General features: G+C 63.7%; 17 protein-coding genes. 3 read left to right on the top strand and 14 right to left on the bottom strand.

Features of this window, described 5'->3' with window-relative positions; translation table 11 throughout:
- Positions 1 to 2: 2 nt before the first annotated feature.
- The 8 genes from Q0R02_RS06345 to Q0R02_RS06310 all read right to left on the bottom strand — a co-directional run bounded on the left by Q0R02_RS06345 (position 3) and on the right by Q0R02_RS06310 (position 6443).
- Positions 3 to 368 (bottom strand): iron-sulfur cluster assembly accessory protein, encoded by a 366-nt coding sequence (locus Q0R02_RS06345; protein WP_293881747.1) that lies wholly within the window; start codon positions 366 to 368, stop codon positions 3 to 5.
- Entirely contained in the window at positions 365 to 853 is a 489-nt protein-coding gene (locus Q0R02_RS06340) for an SUF system Fe-S cluster assembly protein (RefSeq protein ID WP_293881746.1), read from the bottom strand. The genes Q0R02_RS06345 and Q0R02_RS06340 overlap by 4 nt, the downstream gene beginning before the upstream one ends.
- On the bottom strand, positions 850 to 2049 hold the full coding sequence (locus Q0R02_RS06335; protein ID WP_293881745.1) for a cysteine desulfurase: 1200 nt from the start codon (positions 2047 to 2049) through the stop codon (positions 850 to 852). Before Q0R02_RS06335 ends, Q0R02_RS06340 begins: the two co-directional genes overlap by 4 nt.
- Positions 2046 to 2768 carry a SufD family Fe-S cluster assembly protein gene (locus tag Q0R02_RS06330; RefSeq protein ID WP_293881744.1) on the bottom strand — a complete coding sequence of 241 codons (723 nt, stop codon included), beginning with the start codon at positions 2766 to 2768 and terminating at the stop codon, positions 2046 to 2048. The genes Q0R02_RS06335 and Q0R02_RS06330 overlap by 4 nt, the downstream gene beginning before the upstream one ends.
- Positions 2765 to 3508, bottom strand: coding sequence for a Fe-S cluster assembly ATPase SufC (gene sufC / locus Q0R02_RS06325; protein WP_293881784.1), 744 nt, complete (start codon positions 3506 to 3508; stop codon positions 2765 to 2767). Before sufC ends, Q0R02_RS06330 begins: the two co-directional genes overlap by 4 nt.
- Positions 3509 to 3510: 2 nt before the next feature.
- Positions 3511 to 4980, bottom strand: coding sequence for a Fe-S cluster assembly protein SufB (gene sufB, locus Q0R02_RS06320; RefSeq protein ID WP_293881743.1), 1470 nt, complete (start codon positions 4978 to 4980; stop codon positions 3511 to 3513).
- A 2-nt stretch (positions 4981 to 4982) separates the two neighbouring features.
- Positions 4983 to 5441, bottom strand: a complete 459-nt coding sequence (locus tag Q0R02_RS06315) for an SUF system Fe-S cluster assembly regulator (protein WP_293881741.1) — start codon at positions 5439 to 5441, stop codon at positions 4983 to 4985.
- A 138-nt stretch (positions 5442 to 5579) separates the two neighbouring features.
- On the bottom strand, positions 5580 to 6443 hold the full coding sequence (locus Q0R02_RS06310) for an AraC family transcriptional regulator (protein WP_293881739.1): 864 nt from the start codon (positions 6441 to 6443) through the stop codon (positions 5580 to 5582).
- Positions 6444 to 6749: 306 nt separating this feature from the next.
- Between Q0R02_RS06310 and Q0R02_RS06305 the strand changes: the two genes are divergently transcribed.
- From Q0R02_RS06305 to Q0R02_RS06295, 3 genes are all read left to right on the top strand, one after another.
- On the top strand, positions 6750 to 7772 hold the full coding sequence (locus Q0R02_RS06305) for a quinone-dependent dihydroorotate dehydrogenase (RefSeq protein ID WP_293881737.1): 1023 nt from the start codon (positions 6750 to 6752) through the stop codon (positions 7770 to 7772).
- A 221-nt stretch (positions 7773 to 7993) separates the two neighbouring features.
- On the top strand, positions 7994 to 9670 hold the full coding sequence (gene ggt, locus Q0R02_RS06300; RefSeq protein ID WP_293881735.1) for a gamma-glutamyltransferase: 1677 nt from the start codon (positions 7994 to 7996) through the stop codon (positions 9668 to 9670).
- 52 nt (positions 9671 to 9722) lie between these two features.
- Positions 9723 to 11513 (top strand): long-chain fatty acid--CoA ligase, encoded by a 1791-nt coding sequence (locus Q0R02_RS06295; RefSeq protein WP_293881733.1) that lies wholly within the window; start codon positions 9723 to 9725, stop codon positions 11511 to 11513.
- On the opposite strand, the gene Q0R02_RS06290 is transcribed toward Q0R02_RS06295, so the two are convergent.
- The 6 genes from Q0R02_RS06290 to Q0R02_RS06265 all read right to left on the bottom strand — a co-directional run.
- Positions 11510 to 11920 carry a hypothetical protein gene (locus Q0R02_RS06290; RefSeq protein ID WP_293881731.1) on the bottom strand — a complete coding sequence of 137 codons (411 nt, stop codon included), beginning with the start codon at positions 11918 to 11920 and terminating at the stop codon, positions 11510 to 11512. The genes Q0R02_RS06295 and Q0R02_RS06290 overlap by 4 nt on opposite strands.
- Before the next feature lie 86 nt (positions 11921 to 12006).
- Positions 12007 to 12420, bottom strand: coding sequence for a VOC family protein (locus tag Q0R02_RS06285; RefSeq protein WP_293881729.1), 414 nt, complete (start codon positions 12418 to 12420; stop codon positions 12007 to 12009).
- A gap of 15 nt (positions 12421 to 12435) precedes the next feature.
- The gene (locus tag Q0R02_RS06280; RefSeq protein ID WP_293881727.1) at positions 12436 to 13176 is read right to left on the bottom strand and encodes a tetratricopeptide repeat protein; all 741 of its coding nucleotides are present in this window, start codon (positions 13174 to 13176) and stop codon (positions 12436 to 12438) included.
- Entirely contained in the window at positions 13173 to 13898 is a 726-nt protein-coding gene (locus Q0R02_RS06275) for an alpha/beta hydrolase (RefSeq protein ID WP_293881725.1), read from the bottom strand. Before Q0R02_RS06275 ends, Q0R02_RS06280 begins: the two co-directional genes overlap by 4 nt.
- Positions 13891 to 15174 (bottom strand): dicarboxylate/amino acid:cation symporter, encoded by a 1284-nt coding sequence (locus Q0R02_RS06270; protein ID WP_293881723.1) that lies wholly within the window; start codon positions 15172 to 15174, stop codon positions 13891 to 13893. Before Q0R02_RS06270 ends, Q0R02_RS06275 begins: the two co-directional genes overlap by 8 nt.
- 23 nt (positions 15175 to 15197) lie before the next feature.
- The coding region (locus Q0R02_RS06265) for a cyanophycin synthetase (RefSeq protein ID WP_293881721.1) at positions 15198 to 15830 on the bottom strand (633 nt) is incomplete at its 5' end.

The raw sequence follows: 15830 nt of genomic DNA, 5'->3' as shown, positions 1-15830 counted from the left end.
CGTCAGACGGTAAAGCTTTCGCCACACCCGCAGGCACCCTTGGCATTGGGGTTCTCGAACACGAACCCGGCGGTGAAATCGTCCTCGACCCAGTCCATCCGGCTGCCGATCAGATACAGCACCGATGCCCCGTCGACGAAGAACAACCCGCCCGCCGTCTCAATCTTTTCATCGAACGGCGCAGCCTGCGTCACATAGTCCACCGAATAGGCCAGCCCCGAACACCCGCGCTTGGGCGTCGACAGCTTGACCCCGATCGCGTCGGCGGGGGCCCGTGCCATCAGGTCGGCGATGCGCTGTTCAGCGGTCGCACTGAGGGTGAGAGCAGCGGGACGAGCCCGCGCGGGCTTTACCAATACGTCGGTCACAACATCCCCAGTTCAAGCTTTGCCTCATCGGACATCTTGGCCGAATCCCATGGCGGGTCCCAGACCAGATTGACCTCGGCCACGCCAACGCCCGGAACCGCCCCGACCCGCATCTCGACTTCCATCGGCATCGATTCGGCAACGGGACAATTCGGCGTCGTCAACGTCATGCTGACGGTCACATGCCCCTCGTCGACGTCGATCCCATAGATCAGGCCCAGTTCGTAGATGTTCACCGGAATCTCCGGATCGTAAATTTCTTTAAGCGCATCCACGACAGCTTCGTACAAATCACCGCCCGGCTCGCCGCCCGCCAGCTTCGGCGGCTCAGCCTTCAGAAATCCCGCCAGATAATCCTTTTTGCGCTCGAAATCCTCGCGCGGCCCGGACTCGCGCAGTGTGGACACGTCCTGCAAATCGACGCGCGCACGCGGCGGCGTCGGGACGCTTTCAACCTCGTCGATCCTGATACCATTATCACTCATCCGAACAGCTTCCTTACCCGCTCGATACCCCGGACCAGCGCGGAAATGTCGCCCGGTCCGTTGTAAACCCCGAAACTCGCGCGCGCCGTCGCGTCGATGCCCAGCGCCGCCATCAGCGGCTGCGCGCAGTGATGCCCGGCCCGAATTGCGACGCGCTCTTCGTCCAATATGGTGCCGACGTCATGCGGATGCACCCCCTCGACATTGAAGCTGACGATCCCGGCGGCATCCTCCGGCCCATAAAGATGCACAGAATTGAGGCCACGCAGGGCGTCACGGGTCTGCACCACCAGCGCCGCCTCATGCGCGTGGATCGCGTCCAGCCCGATGTCCGAAACATAATCGATCGCCGCATGAAGCCCGAGCGCGCCGACAATATGCGGCGTCCCCGCCTCGAACCGCGCAGGCGGCGGCGCATAAGTAGTGCGCGCAAACGAAACCTTGTCGATCATCGCGCCACCGCCCTGCCACGGCGGCATCGCGTCGAGGATTTCAGCCCGCGCCCACAGCACGCCGATACCGGTCGGGCCGTATAATTTATGCCCCGAGAACACATAGAAATCACAGTCGAGATTGGCCACATCGACCCTCATGCGCGGGACGGCCTGGCAGCCATCGAGCAGCAGCTTCGCGCCGACCTTATGCGCGAGTTTCGCCGCCCGCTTGGCGTCGAGAACCGACCCCAGCACGTTCGAAATATGGGCAAAGGCGACCAGCTTATGCTGCTCGGTCAACATCGCTTCCGCCGCGTCGAGGTCGATCCGACCGTCCGCCGTCAACGGGCAAACGTCGATTTCCAGCCCCGCCAACTGCCACGGCACGATATTGCTATGATGCTCCAGCGTGGACAGCAGGATCCGGTCACCCCGCTTCAGCGACTTTGCCCAGCTTTGCGCGACCAGGTTGATCCCCTCGGTCGCGCCGCGCACGAACACGATCTCGTCCGCGCTCCTCGCACCGATAAAGTCCGCCACCCGCTGCCGCGCCGCTTCATACGCGATCGTCATGTCGGCCGACCGCGCATAAACGCCGCGATGCACCGTCGCGTAGGTTTCCGCATAGCCACGCGTGATCGCGTCGATGACAATTTGCGGCTTCTGCGCGGTCGCCCCGGTATCGAGATACGACCAGCCCGCGGGAATTGCAGGAAAATCGGCCACCCGGTCCAGCGGACGCGCGAGAGTCAACAGGCTCACGACAGCCGCTCCAAGGCACCAAGCGCCGCAGCCTCAAGTTCGTCGCGACCCCCGGCCCCCGCAAAAACCTCCGCCACGAACGCCCGCAACAACAGGGTCCGCGCCTCGACCGGCGGCAACCCCCGGCTGGCCAGATAGAACATCGCGCCCTTATCGAGTTCGCCCACGGTCGCCCCATGCGCGCACTTCACATCGTCGGCGTAAATCTCGAGCTCGGGCTTCGCATTGGCCGTCGCCGTCCTGTCGAGCAACATCGCCTTCACCGACTGCACGCTGTCGGTCTTCTGCGCGTCGCGCGACACCGCGACCTTGCCCAGATACGACCCCGTCGCCTGGCCCGCCAACACCGACCGTACGACCTGGCGGCTCGTGGCATTCGGCTCAACATGGCGCACCGTCGTGACGATCTCCAGCGTTTGCGTGTCCCCGCCCACCTGCACGCCGCCAAATTCGAAATGCGCGCCGTCGTGCAGCGTCACATCGACCGCGATCCGCCCATAAACACCGTCCGCGTTCAGGACATGAAAATCCATCCGCCCGCCCGCAGCGACCTCTATCGTGTAATCATGGATGCCCGCCGTCGCGATCAGATGCTCGGCACGGCGTTCCCCCGCCGCCACCGAAATCTCGGTCGCAGGCCCCACCGGCCACAGTCGCGCAACCTCGGCCAGGTCGCTATACCGCCAGGCCTCGTCCTTGCGGGTCGGCAAAGCTGTCACGCGGCCAGCTCCCGATAGCCGTCACGTTCCAGCTCCAGCGCCAGTTCGGCACCGCCGGTCCGCGTGATCCGTCCGCCGTCGAGCACATGGACGAAATCGGGCCGCACATAGTCAAGCAGCCGCTGGTAATGCGTGATCAGCAGCACCGCCTTGTCGGGTTTGCGCATGATCCGGTTGATCCCGTCCCCCACGACCCGCAGCGCGTCGATGTCCAGCCCGGAGTCGGTCTCGTCCAGAATCGCCAGCGCGGGGTCGATGATCCCCATCTGCACCATCTCGTTGCGCTTCTTCTCGCCCCCTGAAAACCCGACGTTCACCGGACGTTTCAGCATCTCGATATCCATGCCCATGTCGCTGGCCTGAGCCCGTGCGATCTTCAGGAACTCCGCCCCCGACAGCGGAGCCTCCCCCCGCCCCTTGCGCTGTGCGTTCAAACTCTCCCGCAGGAACTGCACGTTCGACACGCCGGGAATCTCGACCGGATACTGAAACCCCAGGAACAACCCCGCCGCCGCCCGCTCATGCGGTGCCAGTGCCAGCAGATCCTGCCCCCGAAACGTCACCGACCCAGCGGTAACCTCATACCCCGGCCGCCCCGACAGCACATAACCAAGCGTCGACTTCCCCGCCCCGTTCGGCCCCATGATCGCATGGATTTCCCCGGCGTTGAGTGACAAGGTCAATCCCTTGAGGATCGGCTTGTCGCCAACATTGGCGTGGAGATTATCTATCTTTAGCATCGTCAACCAACCGAACCTTCCAACGAAATCCCCAGCAACTTCTGCGCCTCGACCGCGAATTCCATCGGCAGTTGCTGCAGCACTTCCTTGGCGAAGCCATTGACGATCAGCGTCACCGCCTCCTCCGCCGACAGCCCGCGGGCCTGCGCATAAAACATCTGGTCCTCCGAAATCTTTGAAGTCGTCGCCTCATGCTCGATCTGCGCGGTCGGGTTGCGGACCTCGATATACGGCACGGTATGCGCGCCACTTAGCGACCCGAGCAGCAAGGAGTCGCACTGGGTAAAGTTGCGCACATTGTCCGCCGTCGGCCCGACCCGCACCAAGCCCCGATAGGTATTGTTGCTGTGCCCCGCCGAAATTCCCTTCGACACGATCGTCGATCGCGACCCCCTGCCCAGGTGGATCATCTTCGTGCCGGTATCGGCCTGCTGGTGATTGTTCGTCACCGCCACCGAATAAAACTCGCCAACGCTATTCTCCCCCGACAGCACGCACGACGGATATTTCCACGTCACCGCGCTGCCGGTCTCGACCTGCGTCCAGCTCACCTTGCTGTTCTTGCCCTGACACAGCGCGCGTTTGGTCACGAAATTATAGATGCCGCCTTTCCCTTGCGCATCGCCCGGATACCAGTTCTGCACGGTCGAATATTTGATCTCGGCATCGTCCAGCGCAACCAGTTCGACCACCGCCGCGTGCAACTGGTTCTCGTCGCGCATCGGCGCGGTGCAGCCCTCCAGATACGAGACGTACGACCCCTTGTCCGCGACGATCAGAGTCCGCTCGAACTGCCCGGTATTTTCCGCATTGATCCGAAAGTAAGTCGACAATTCCATCGGACAGCGCACGCCCTCGGGAATGTAGACGAATGTCCCATCCGAAAACACTGCGCAGTTCAGCGTCGCGAAGTAATTGTCATGCATCGGCACGATCTTGCCGAGCCATTTTCGCACCATGTCGGGATATTCACGAATCGCCTCCGAAATCGACCGGAAGATCACGCCCGCCCGCTCAAGTTCCGCACGGAACGTCGTCGCCACGCTGACCGAATCGAAGACGGCGTCAACGGCAACCCGACGTGCGCCCTCCACGCCGGCAAGCACCTTCTGCTCCTCGATCGGGATGCCCAGCTTTTCGTAAACCCGCAAAATTTCGGGGTCGACCTCGTCCAGCGACCCCAGCTTCGGCTTCACTTTGGGCGCGGCGTAATAATAGGCGTCCTGATAATCGATCGGCGCAATGTCGAGCTTGGCCCAGTCGGGCGCCGCCATCGTCTGCCACATCGCAAACGCCTTCAGTCGCCATTCGAGCATCCATTCGGGCTCGTTTTTCTTGGCCGAAATAAAGCGCACGGTGTCCTCGGTCAGCCCCTTCGGCGCAAAATCCTGTTCGATATCCGAATGAAAACCCCATTCGTAATCGGCCGATTTCGCGGCGGCTGCCTGCGCTTCGAGGTTCTTGGTCGCCATCTTCAAATCACCATTTCAGTCATGGGCGCATTCACAAAAGCGGGGCGCGCTTTGTCAGGGATCGCCGCCAGCTGGTTGAGCGTGACCCCCGCCAGCGCCCCGCGCACCGCGCTGTTCACGACCCCCCAATGCGGTTTCACCGCGCAATGATGGTCGAGTGCACAATCGTCGCGCGTTTCATCGACGCACGTCGTCAGCGCGATCGGCCCCTCGACCGCCTCGATGATGTCCGCCAGCGAAATCGCAGCCGCCGGACGCGACAGCGAAAACCCGCCCCCGGTTCCGCGGGCGGAAACCAGCAAGCCAGCGCCCGCGAGCCGCTGCATCAATTTCTGCGCGGTGGGGAGCGGAACATGCGTTTCTTCGGCCAGCACAGCCGCCGACAATCGCGCGCCACAGCCATGCCGGGCGGCGGCGCTCATCATCACGACGGCGTAATCGGCAAGACTCGATAGTCGCATGAAGGAGTAAATCGGACTAAATCGGTCTGATTTCAAGGGTGGATGCAGATAAAGTCCGCCACCCCGTTAAGAAAGAGAAACGCAAGCCGTTCCCAAACCTCGTCACCTCGGCGAAGGCCGGGGTGACGGCAGCGTATTTCACGTCTTGATGATCAACGGAGCCAACTCCCCGAACTCGGTGCGTTTCAGCGTCAGCTTTGCCAGCACCGAAAAATCCTCGACAATCTTGCCCGGCGTAATCCCGGTAAAATGCTTGATCTCGCGGATGAAATGCGACTGGTCGTAGAACCCCTCCTCGACCAAGTCGCGGGGGATTTCCTCGCCCTTGGCGATCGAGATTGCGGCCTTCAGCGCCCGGTATTTGCGCGCCAGCACCTTTGGCGGCGACCCATAGAAACGTTTGCAATTGCGTTCGACCTGGCGCCGCGACACCCCCAGATTGCGGACCAGTTCCTCGACATCGGGCGACGGCGACGACGCCAGCCAGCTATCGACCGTGCGCGTGAAAGCGGTCGCGCCGCCCTGGCCCCGCACCACCATTGCGCGGGCAAAGTCGTTGCCGATGGCGACCCGCTCCGCAAAACAGTTCGCGTCGCGCAACGCCTGCATCGTGCGGTTCAGGCCCGGGCCAAAGACGTCAGTCGCGTCGATCACGCGATTGACCAGCACCGACGCCTCGAAATCGAGCAGCGCGCCCCAGCCAGCGGGCAACATTCCGACCCCGAACATATGGACCGGCCCCTCGACCCGCACCGCGGTCGGACCGGTCGACGGCCCGACAATCATGATCGGCGGCGCGGCCATGGCGACCCCGTCGGCAAACACATAATTGCCCCGGCCTTTCAGGATGAACCGGAACTGCGCCAGATCGGCGCGCTCCACATCCTCGAACACCGGCACGTCGGCAATGAATTCGTAGAAAACGGACAGGAGTTCACGCAGCGATTCATGCGGCGTGGCATAGTCGAGCGTAATCGCTCCGGCCCCTGTCTCATCAGTCACATGATCGCGCCCGTTTTGTCTGACTGCGCAGGCGCTTAACCTGAAACAGGACCAAAAGAAAGCGGCCCGGACAGTCTCCCATCCGAGCCGCAGTTAAAGGTTTTCCGGTCTCCCGGAAGCCCTTCGGGTCGCAAACAGGCCGTTAGTGGGGGTGAAACGATTCGTATTGGATGAAAACGACATGAACCGTCGATAAATTCGTTTTGAAGTAATCTCTGTGGTGCTCTCGCGTAATCTTCTTGCTCAACGCGGCCTGGCTCCGCATTCGCGATACCAATTCCGAAAAAATCACTGCACAGCAACCCGATGATCTTTGCTGCCATCCGCCCCTTGCTGTTCAGGATCGATCCCGAACGCGCGCACCGGTTGACGATCCGCGCGCTCCGTCTGCTGCCACCCACTGTCGCTGACCCATGCGACCCCCGCCTTGCCATCACGATCGCTGGCCTCACCTTTCCCAATCCAGTTGGCCTGGCCGCAGGGTTCGACAAGGACGCCGATGTTCCCGATGCGATGTTGCGCCTGGGCTTCGGATCGGTGGAAATCGGGACGATCACGCCATTGCCGCAGGTCGGCAATCCAAAGCCGCGCCTGTTCCGGCTGGCGCAGGACGGCGGCGTCATCAACCGGATGGGCTTCAACAACAAGGGCCAGCCGACTGCCCACGCCCGGTTGTCGGCGCGCCGGCGGACCGGGATCGTCGGTGTGAACATCGGCGCAAACAAGGATGCCGCCAACCGGATCGCCGACTATGCAACGGGCGTTCGCGCCATGACCGATGTTGGCGATTATCTGGCCATCAACATCAGTTCCCCCAACACCCCCGGCCTGCGCGCGCTTCAGGACGCCGGAGCATTGCGCGAATTGCTGGCCGCGGTACGCGACGCGCGGGCGTCCGGGGGACCACCCGTGTTTCTGAAGGTTGCACCCGACCTTGAACCCGCCGACATCGCCGACATCGTGCGTGCCGCCATCGACCACGGCATCGACGCGCTGATCGTCGCCAACACGACCCTGTCGCGCCCACCGCTGACATCGCGTTACGCTGTGGAAAGTGGCGGCCTGTCGGGCGCGCCATTGCGATCACTGGCGCTGGACCGCCTGCGTGATTTTCGCGGCAACACCGGGGGCCAGCTGACGCTGATCGCGGCGGGCGGCATCGCCAGCGCCGACGATGCCTACGCCCGCATCCGCGCCGGGGCGTCGCTGGTGCAACTCTACAGCGCGCTGGTGTATGAGGGGCCGGGGCTGGCGAAGCGGATTACCCGGGGGCTGCTGGCGCGGTTGGAAGCCGATGGATTTGGGACCGTGGCGGAAGCCGTCGGGTAAAGCCGTCACCCCGGCGCAGGCCGGGGGGGCATACCCTGACAGTTCCGTCACCCCGGCGCAGGGCGGGGCTTGTACGGCTGTCAGGTTGAGAGCCGATGGTTTTTGGGTCGTGGGGAAGCAATCAGCTAAAACACCGTCACCCCGACATCCTGTCCCAAACGTCCCATCCGAAAGCAAAGTCGCCCCTTGCCGCACCGCGCACGAGGGCTAGTGTCGGTCCAATGAAACCGTTGTTCCTTGCGTTCGTCGCCCTCCTCGCCACCCCCGCCTTCGCCGCGCCTAACCAACGCATGCCGGGCGTCGTCACCTCCGCCGATCCGCGCGCAACGGCGGCTGGCCAGGAAATGCTCCGTGCCGGCGGGTCCGCCGCCGATGCGGAGATGGCGATGATGCTGGCGTTGTCGGTGGTCGAACCGCAATCGTCGGGGATCGGTGGCGGCGGCCTGATCCTCTATCACGATACCCGCACCGGAACGCTGGAAACGATCGACGGGCGGGAAAGCGCGCCTGCCGCGGCCCGTGCCGACCGTTTCCTCGGGGGTGACGGCAAGCCGCTGCCCTTTATCCAAGCGTGGCCAGGCGGGCTTTCCGTCGGCGTGCCGGGCAACATCCGCTTGGCGGCACGTGTCCACCAGCGCTGGGGCAGACTGCCTTGGGCAAGACTGTTCGAACCCGCCATCCGCCTCGCCCCCGGTTATGAGGTCAGCCCGCTGATGGCGCGCCGCCTGCGCGACGTCCAGCCGATCATGAAGGATTATCCCGCGGCCCGCGCGCTGTTCTGGCAGGGCGATGCGCCAAAGACAGCGGGCGCGATCGTCCGCAATCCCGCGCTCGCCGCCATCCTGAAACGCATCGCGACCGAGGGGCCGGACGCGTTCTACACCGGCGAAAACGCGCAGGCGATCGTCGATGCCACGCAACGGACGGCGCACAATCCCGCCGACATGACCCTTGCCGACCTCGCCGCCTATCGCGCCCGCGATCGCGCTCCGGTCTGCGCCCCCTACCGCCAGTATCGGGTGTGCGGCATGGGTCCGCCCTCGTCGGGCGCGACCACCATCCTCCAGATGCTCGGGATGCTCGAACGCTTCGACATGAAGGCGCTGGGGCCGCACAGTCCGGTCGGGTGGCATCTGATCGGCGAGGCGATGCAACTGGCCTATGCCGACCGCGAGAAATGGCTGGGCGATGGCGATTTCGTACAGGTGCCGGTCGCAGGGCTGATCGACCGGACCTATCTGAAATCACGCTCCGCCCTGATCTCGGCAACGACCGCGCTGCCTGCCTATGGCGCGGGCACGCCCCACGGCGCACGACCCCGCACCGCCGCGATCTCCAGTGAAATCGGCGGGACGACGCACTTCGTCGCGGTCGACGCGCGCGGGAATGTGGCGACGATGACTTCCACGGTGGAAAGCCTGTTCGGCAGCCAGCTTATCGCCAACGGCATGATGCTGAACAACGAACTGACCGACTTTACCTTCGCGCCGCTTCAAAACGGCGCACCGGTCGCCAACGCCGTCGCACCGGGCAAGCGACCGCTGTCGTCGATGTCGCCCACCATCGTCTACGACGCCCGCGGTCGCGTGGTGTTCGCCGTCGGGTCGGCGGGGGGGAAACGGATCATCATGCACGTCATGAAGGCGCTGGTCGGCAAGCTCGACTGGGGCCTGTCCGCCGCCGACGCCATCGCGCTGCCCAACATCTATTTCGGCGGAAGCGCGCTTTTGCTCGAGAAAGGCACGTTTATGGACGATTTACGCCCGAAAATAGCGCAATTGGGACAAACCGTGGTGTCGGCCGACCTGCCCTCGAAACTAAATGCGGTCGAACGCACACCGACCGGATGGCGCGGTGCCGCCGACCCCCGCAGCGAAGGTAACGTTCTGGGGGAGTAAACTAGATGGTCAATCAACACGGGAACACCCGGTCGATAATTTTGGAGAGATGATGCGCGAATTCGAAAATTTTCCAAACCTGGTGGCGATGTTCTTTGCCCGCGCCGTCGAACAGAACAGTGCGCCGTTCCTGTGGCAGCGGCGTTCGGAGCGCTGGGTCTCGCTGAGCTGGACCGAAGTTGCGCTCCAGGTCTCAGCGCTTGCCGCCGCGCTGAAACGCCTCGGCATCGCGCGTGGGGACCGCGTCATGCTGGTCAGCGAAAACCGACCCGAATGGTGCATCGCCGACCTGGCCATCATGGCGGCGGGCGCGGTGACGGTGCCGACCTATGTCACCAACAACGAACGCGACCACCTTCACATCTTGCAGGATTCGGGCGCGACGGCGGTGATCGTCTCGACCGCAAAACTGGCCCGCGCGCTGATGCCGGCGGTACTGCGCTCGACCAGTTGCAAGACCGTGATCGGGATCGAGGATATCCGCGTCGGCCAGTCGGGCGACGTCGCTTTCCACGATTGGGCAAAGCTGATCTCCGTCGAGATGGCCGACCCCGATGCGACCGCCGCCGCCGCCGATTTCGTCCGCGAGGACCTGGCGTGTATTATCTACACCAGCGGCACCGGCGGTGCGCCCCGCGGCGTCCGACAGCATCACGGCGCGATCCTCCACAATGTCGCAGGCTGCATCGACATCGTGGCCAACGACTATGGCTGGGGCGACGAGGTCTTCCTGTCCTTCCTGCCGCTGAGCCACGCCTATGAACATTCGGGCGGCCAGTTCCTGCCGATCGGGCTGGGCGGGCAAATTTATTATTCGGAAGGGCTGGAAAAGCTCGCCTCCAATATCGAGGAGGTGCGCCCGACGCTGATGATCGTCGTCCCCCGCCTGTTCGAGGTGTTGCGCGCCCGCATGGTCAAGACCATCGAGAAACAGGGGGGCCTGGCCCCTGCCCTGCTCCAGCGTGCGCTGTCGCTGGGGGAAAAAGACCTTGGCGGCGGGATTCCGTTCTGGGACCGACCGGTCGATTTCTTCATCCGCAAGACGCTGCGACCTAAGGTGCAGGCCAAGTTCGGCGGTCGCATCAAGGCGCTGGTTTCCGGGGGCGCACCGCTCAATCCCGACATCGGCGTCTTTTTCCACGCGCTCGGCCTGACGCTGTTGCAAGGCTATGGCCAGACCGAGGCGGGTCCGGTGATCTCGTGCAACCGCGCCAAGGCAGGGATCAAGATGGACACCGTCGGGCCACCGATGATGGGCACCGAAGTCCGCATCGCCGATGATGGCGAGATACTGGTGCGCGGCGAACTGGTCATGCAGGGTTACTGGAACAACGAGGTCGAAACCGCGCAGGCGTTGCGCGACGGCTGGCTGCATACCGGTGACGTCGGCCATGTCGACGGCCAGGGCCGGATCGTCATTACCGACCGCAAGAAGGACCTGATCGTCAATGACAAGGGCGACAATGTTGCCCCGCAAAAGATCGAAGGGATGCTTACCCTGCAGCCCGAGATTATCCAGGCGATGGTCGTCGGCGACCGGCGTCCGCACCTGGTTGCGCTGATCGTGCCCGACCCGGAGTGGCTGATGGAATGGGCGGTGGCCAATGACGAAAAGCCCGACTGTCCCGAACTTTGCGCGACCCCGGCGGTTCAGCGGGCAATCATGGCCGCCGTTAATCGGGTCAATGCCGAATTATCGACCACCGAAAAGATCAGGCGGATCGCGCTGTCACCCAACAGCTTCACGATCGACAATGAACAGTTGACCCCATCGATGAAGATCCGCCGCCACAAGATCCAGGAAGTCTATGGCGACCGCCTGGCCGCGCTCTACCGGTCCTAGCGCGCGCGCCCGGCATCCTTCGGGGTCACATAAGGCACGAAATCGCTGAACACGCAGCTTCCCGAGGGGAAGCGACTATTGCGATCGACCATCCTGACGATGTCGCCGCGACACAGTTGCGACCCGAAAACATCGAGCACCTGGATGTTGTCGTCGCGCAGAAAAGGGCATTTCCCCAGATCGTTCACATAGCTGAGCCGACTATTCACCCGATAGAGGATCGCGCCGCGGTAGGTCGTGCTAGATCGCGCATCGGTCAGCGCGATGCAGCTTTTAGGCTTCCCAACGATCTTCCCTGCCAGTGCCTGCTGCAGCTTTGGGTCGGGAGCTTCTTCACGGGCCGCTACGGTAGTGGCGCACGCCGATAGCAGGAGCAAAAGCGCAGTCGGTACAATCCGCAAGTTCATCGCGTGTCTCCTCAACCCCCTGAACTAGCCAGCCCCAGCGCCGTTCCGCAAGCCCGGGCACCGACCGGCCCCGACACCGGCGGAGATTACCAGTGCCCGGTGTTGGCCATCGACTGCCATGGCTCCGCCGGGTCCAGACGGCCGTCCTGCAACAATTCGACCGAGATATTGTCGGGGCTGCGCACGAACGCCATATGACCGTCCCGCGGCGGGCGATTGATGGTGATGCCCGCCTCCATCAGTCGGTGGCAAGTCGCATAGATATCGTCGACCCGATAGGCGAGGTGTCCGAAATTGCGGCCCTCGCCATAGCCCGCCTCGTCCCAGTTGTGCGTAAGTTCGACCTGCGCGTCCTCATCCCCCGGCGCCGCCAGGAAAATCAGCGTGTATCGCCCCGCCTCGTTGTCGAAACGCTTTGTTTCCCTCAGCCCCAGCAGCTCAAAGAAGCGAATGGTGGCGATCGGGTCCGATACCCGGATCATTGTGTGAAGATATTTCATGCCGCCGATATAACGTCAGCGGGCCAGCCCCGCCAGCGCTTCGGCTGCTGATTTTCCCGAATCGCTGTCGGGCGCATTTTTGGCCGCCGCCGTCCAAGCCGTGCGCGCCGCATCGGCATGGCCCGACAGCAGCGCGATATTGCCGGCCTCCAACGCAACCGTCGCATCGTCGGGCGACCGCGCCGCCGCTTCGGCAATGTCGGCACGCGCGCGGAGCAAGTCATCCATTTTGCGCGCAAGGGCCGCCGACAATAGCCACGCCAGCGGATCGGCGGGAACCATCTTTACGGCAAGATCGAGATCGGCGCGGGCCGCCTTCAGGTCGCCCATCGCGGCACAGGCGCGCGCACGGTCCAGATGCGCCTCCCCGGCCGCATCGCCCACCAACTGGCCGCGCGCCAGCGCCGCGTCGAGAAAGCCACGCGCCCTTGCTGGGTCCGCCGCTGCCAGTGCCGCATTTCCGGCTTGCACCCAGAGCAGCGCCGCTCGTCCGTCGGCGGTCGTTTCGGCAAGGCGGGCCGCGCCCTCAAAGGCCGTTGCTGCAGGAAGCCAGCGTTGCTGCCGGCCATAGGCAAGCCCCGCGCACTGCCGCGCCAGCACGCCGCCGCCCTGAAGCTGCCACGACGACGCCATGTCCAGCGCCTTGACGGGATCGGTGTCGACCAGCGCGGCGCAGGTTTCGAAGCGGAGCTCATCGGCGCTGGGGGTCATTGATGACGATGATGCAGCGGCAGCAAGGGCAAGAAGGATGATCATGCGGGCTCCAACAGGGCTTCGACCATGGCGATCAGCAGCGCAATATCGCCGGGACGTGACAAGCGATGGTCGCCGTCCTTGACCAGCACGACCTGCACGTCCGCTGAACGCAATTGTCCGGCCAGATGCGGCGCATGATGCCAGGGGACAGCGGCGTCGCGCTGGCCGTGAATCAGCCGGACGGGAACGTCGATGGCGATGTTGCGCTGGAGCAGGCGATGCGCCTCGCCCGATTGCCAGAAGGCCCGCGTCGTCATCATCGGCGGGCCATATTCGGAATGTTCGAAAATGCGACCCTCGCGGAGCAGTTCCAGCTTCTGGTCCTCCGTGAAACCCCATTCGGTAAAGTCGGGCGCGGCGGCGAGGCCGACCAGCGCGACAATCTGGCCAGGCCGGGCGAGCGCTGCCAGCAACATTACCCATCCCCCCATCGACGATCCGACAAGGATGATGGGGCCCGGCATATTGTCCATGACGAGCAGCGCGTCGTTCAGCCAATCGTCCAGGGTCTGGTCGGCAAAGTCGCCTTCGCTGACGCCGCACCCGCCATAGTCGAAACGGACGAAAGCATGGCCACGTCGTTCTGCCCAGGCGTCGAGCGCGACGGCCTTTGTGCCCGCCATGTCAGAGGCATATCCGGGCAGGAACAGCACGGTCGGCCCGCCGCCGGCGCGATGGCGAACGGCGATGCGCGTTCCGTCGGTGCGCTTCAGATCAGCCATGCGTTTGCGCGTGCGAGGGCGCGTGCGGGGGTTCGATTTCCGGAGGTTCGGGCGCGTCGTATGCGCCCTCCCATTTGGCCACAACCGCAGCCGCCACCGCGTTGCCGATGACGTTGGTGGCGCTGCGTCCCATGTCGAGGAAATGATCGACGCCCAGCAGCAGCAGCAGCCCCGCCTCCGGAATGTGGAACAGTGGCAGCGTGGCGGCGATAACGACCAGGCTGGCGCGCGGGACCCCGGCAATACCCTTCGACGTGACCATCAGCACAAGCAACATGGTGATTTCCTGCGTCAGCGTCAGGTCGATGCCATAAGCTTGCGCAATGAAGATCGACGCGAACGTCATGTACATCATCGAGCCGTCGAGATTGAACGAGTAACCGAGCGGCAGCACAAAGCTCGCGACGCGGCGTGGCACGCCGAACCGGTCGAGCGCCTCCAGCGTCCGCGGATAGGCGGCCTCCGAGGACGCCGTCGAAAAGGCGAGTAGCAACGGTTCGCGGATATAGCGGACCAGGTCGCTGGCGCGCGGCCCGATGAACAGAAAGGCCGCGCCGATCAGGATCGCCCACAGAAGCAAGAGGCCCAGGTAAAAGCTGCCGATGAACTTGCCATAGGTGAACAGGATCGACAGCCCTTCCTTCGCCACCACGGCGGAAACGGCGGCGAACACGGCAACAGGGGCAAAGCGCATGACATAGGCCGTGACCTGGAGCATAACCTCGACCAGTGCATCCACGCCGCGCACGATCGGCCGGGCCTTCTCGCCCACCGCCGTGATCGCTACGCCGACGAACAGCGAAAATACCACGATCTGCAGGATTTCGTTGTTCGCCATCGCATCGAAGATCGACTTCGGGAAAATGTGTGTGATGAAGTTGGAGAGGGTGAAGGTGGCCTGCTCAACGCCGCTCGACGCGGTGACCGGCGGCACAATTAGACCCACGCCGATGCCGGGCTGGAGGATATTGACGAGGATCAAACCGAGTGTGAGCGAGATCAGGCTCGCGGTCAGAAACCATCCGATCGAACGCCCGCCGATCCGCCCCAGTGCTGCTGTATCGCCCATGTGCGCGATGCCGGCAACCAATGTGCCGAACACCAGCGGCGCGATGATCATCTTGATCAGGCGCAAAAAGACGTCGGTGGCGATGGTAAAATACCCCGCGATCTCGGCAAGACGCAAGGGGGCGAAATTGGCTTGGTTGATCGTGAAGCCGACAATGATACCCAGCACCAGCGCAATAAGGATATAAAGTGTTAGCCGTTTTGCCATGATGCTCCCGTTCAGGGGCCAGTCTAGAACGGAGACAGCGTGTCCAGCAACCCGGCTGCGAAAACCGACAGTGTATCATCGCGCGCGCCCATCACGACGATGCGGTCGCCGGGTCTTGCCAGCGCCATCAGGCGCGCGGTGATCGCGGGCCGGGCCGCGATATGCTCGGCTTGCGCGCCGACCATGGCGACCAGCGCATCGCTGCCGATCGTGCGGTCCACGGTGCCACCGAAATAAGCCGGGTCGCTGACGATCAGGCGGTCGTCGGGTTTCATGTTCGCAACGAAACTGTCAGCGAGGTCGCGGCTCATCCGTTTCAGCGGGCCGTAGCCATGGGGCTGGAAGAACAGCAGCAAACGCCCCGGGAAAGAATGGAGCGCCGTCAGCGTCGCGGCGATCTTGTCGGGATTATGGCCGAAATCGTCAATCACGGTGATGCCGTTGGCGGTACCGACCAGTTCCATGCGACGGCGCAGACCCGTAAAGGTGGCGAGCGCGGCAGCAGCCTCCGCCAGTGCGACACCGGCGAGCGTGGCAGCCCCAATGGCGGCCAGTGCATTGGCGACATTATGACGGCCCGGAACGGCAATAGTTGCAGACACCGGCCCCGCCCCGCGCGCGTCGGTGATGGTGAAACCCACGCCGTCGGGCCGTTC

It is taken from the genome of Sphingomonas sp. (genome assembly GCF_025353885.1).
Lineage (GTDB): Bacteria > Pseudomonadota > Alphaproteobacteria > Sphingomonadales > Sphingomonadaceae > Sphingomonas_O.
This window is presented reverse-complemented; position numbering and strand designations above follow the sequence as displayed.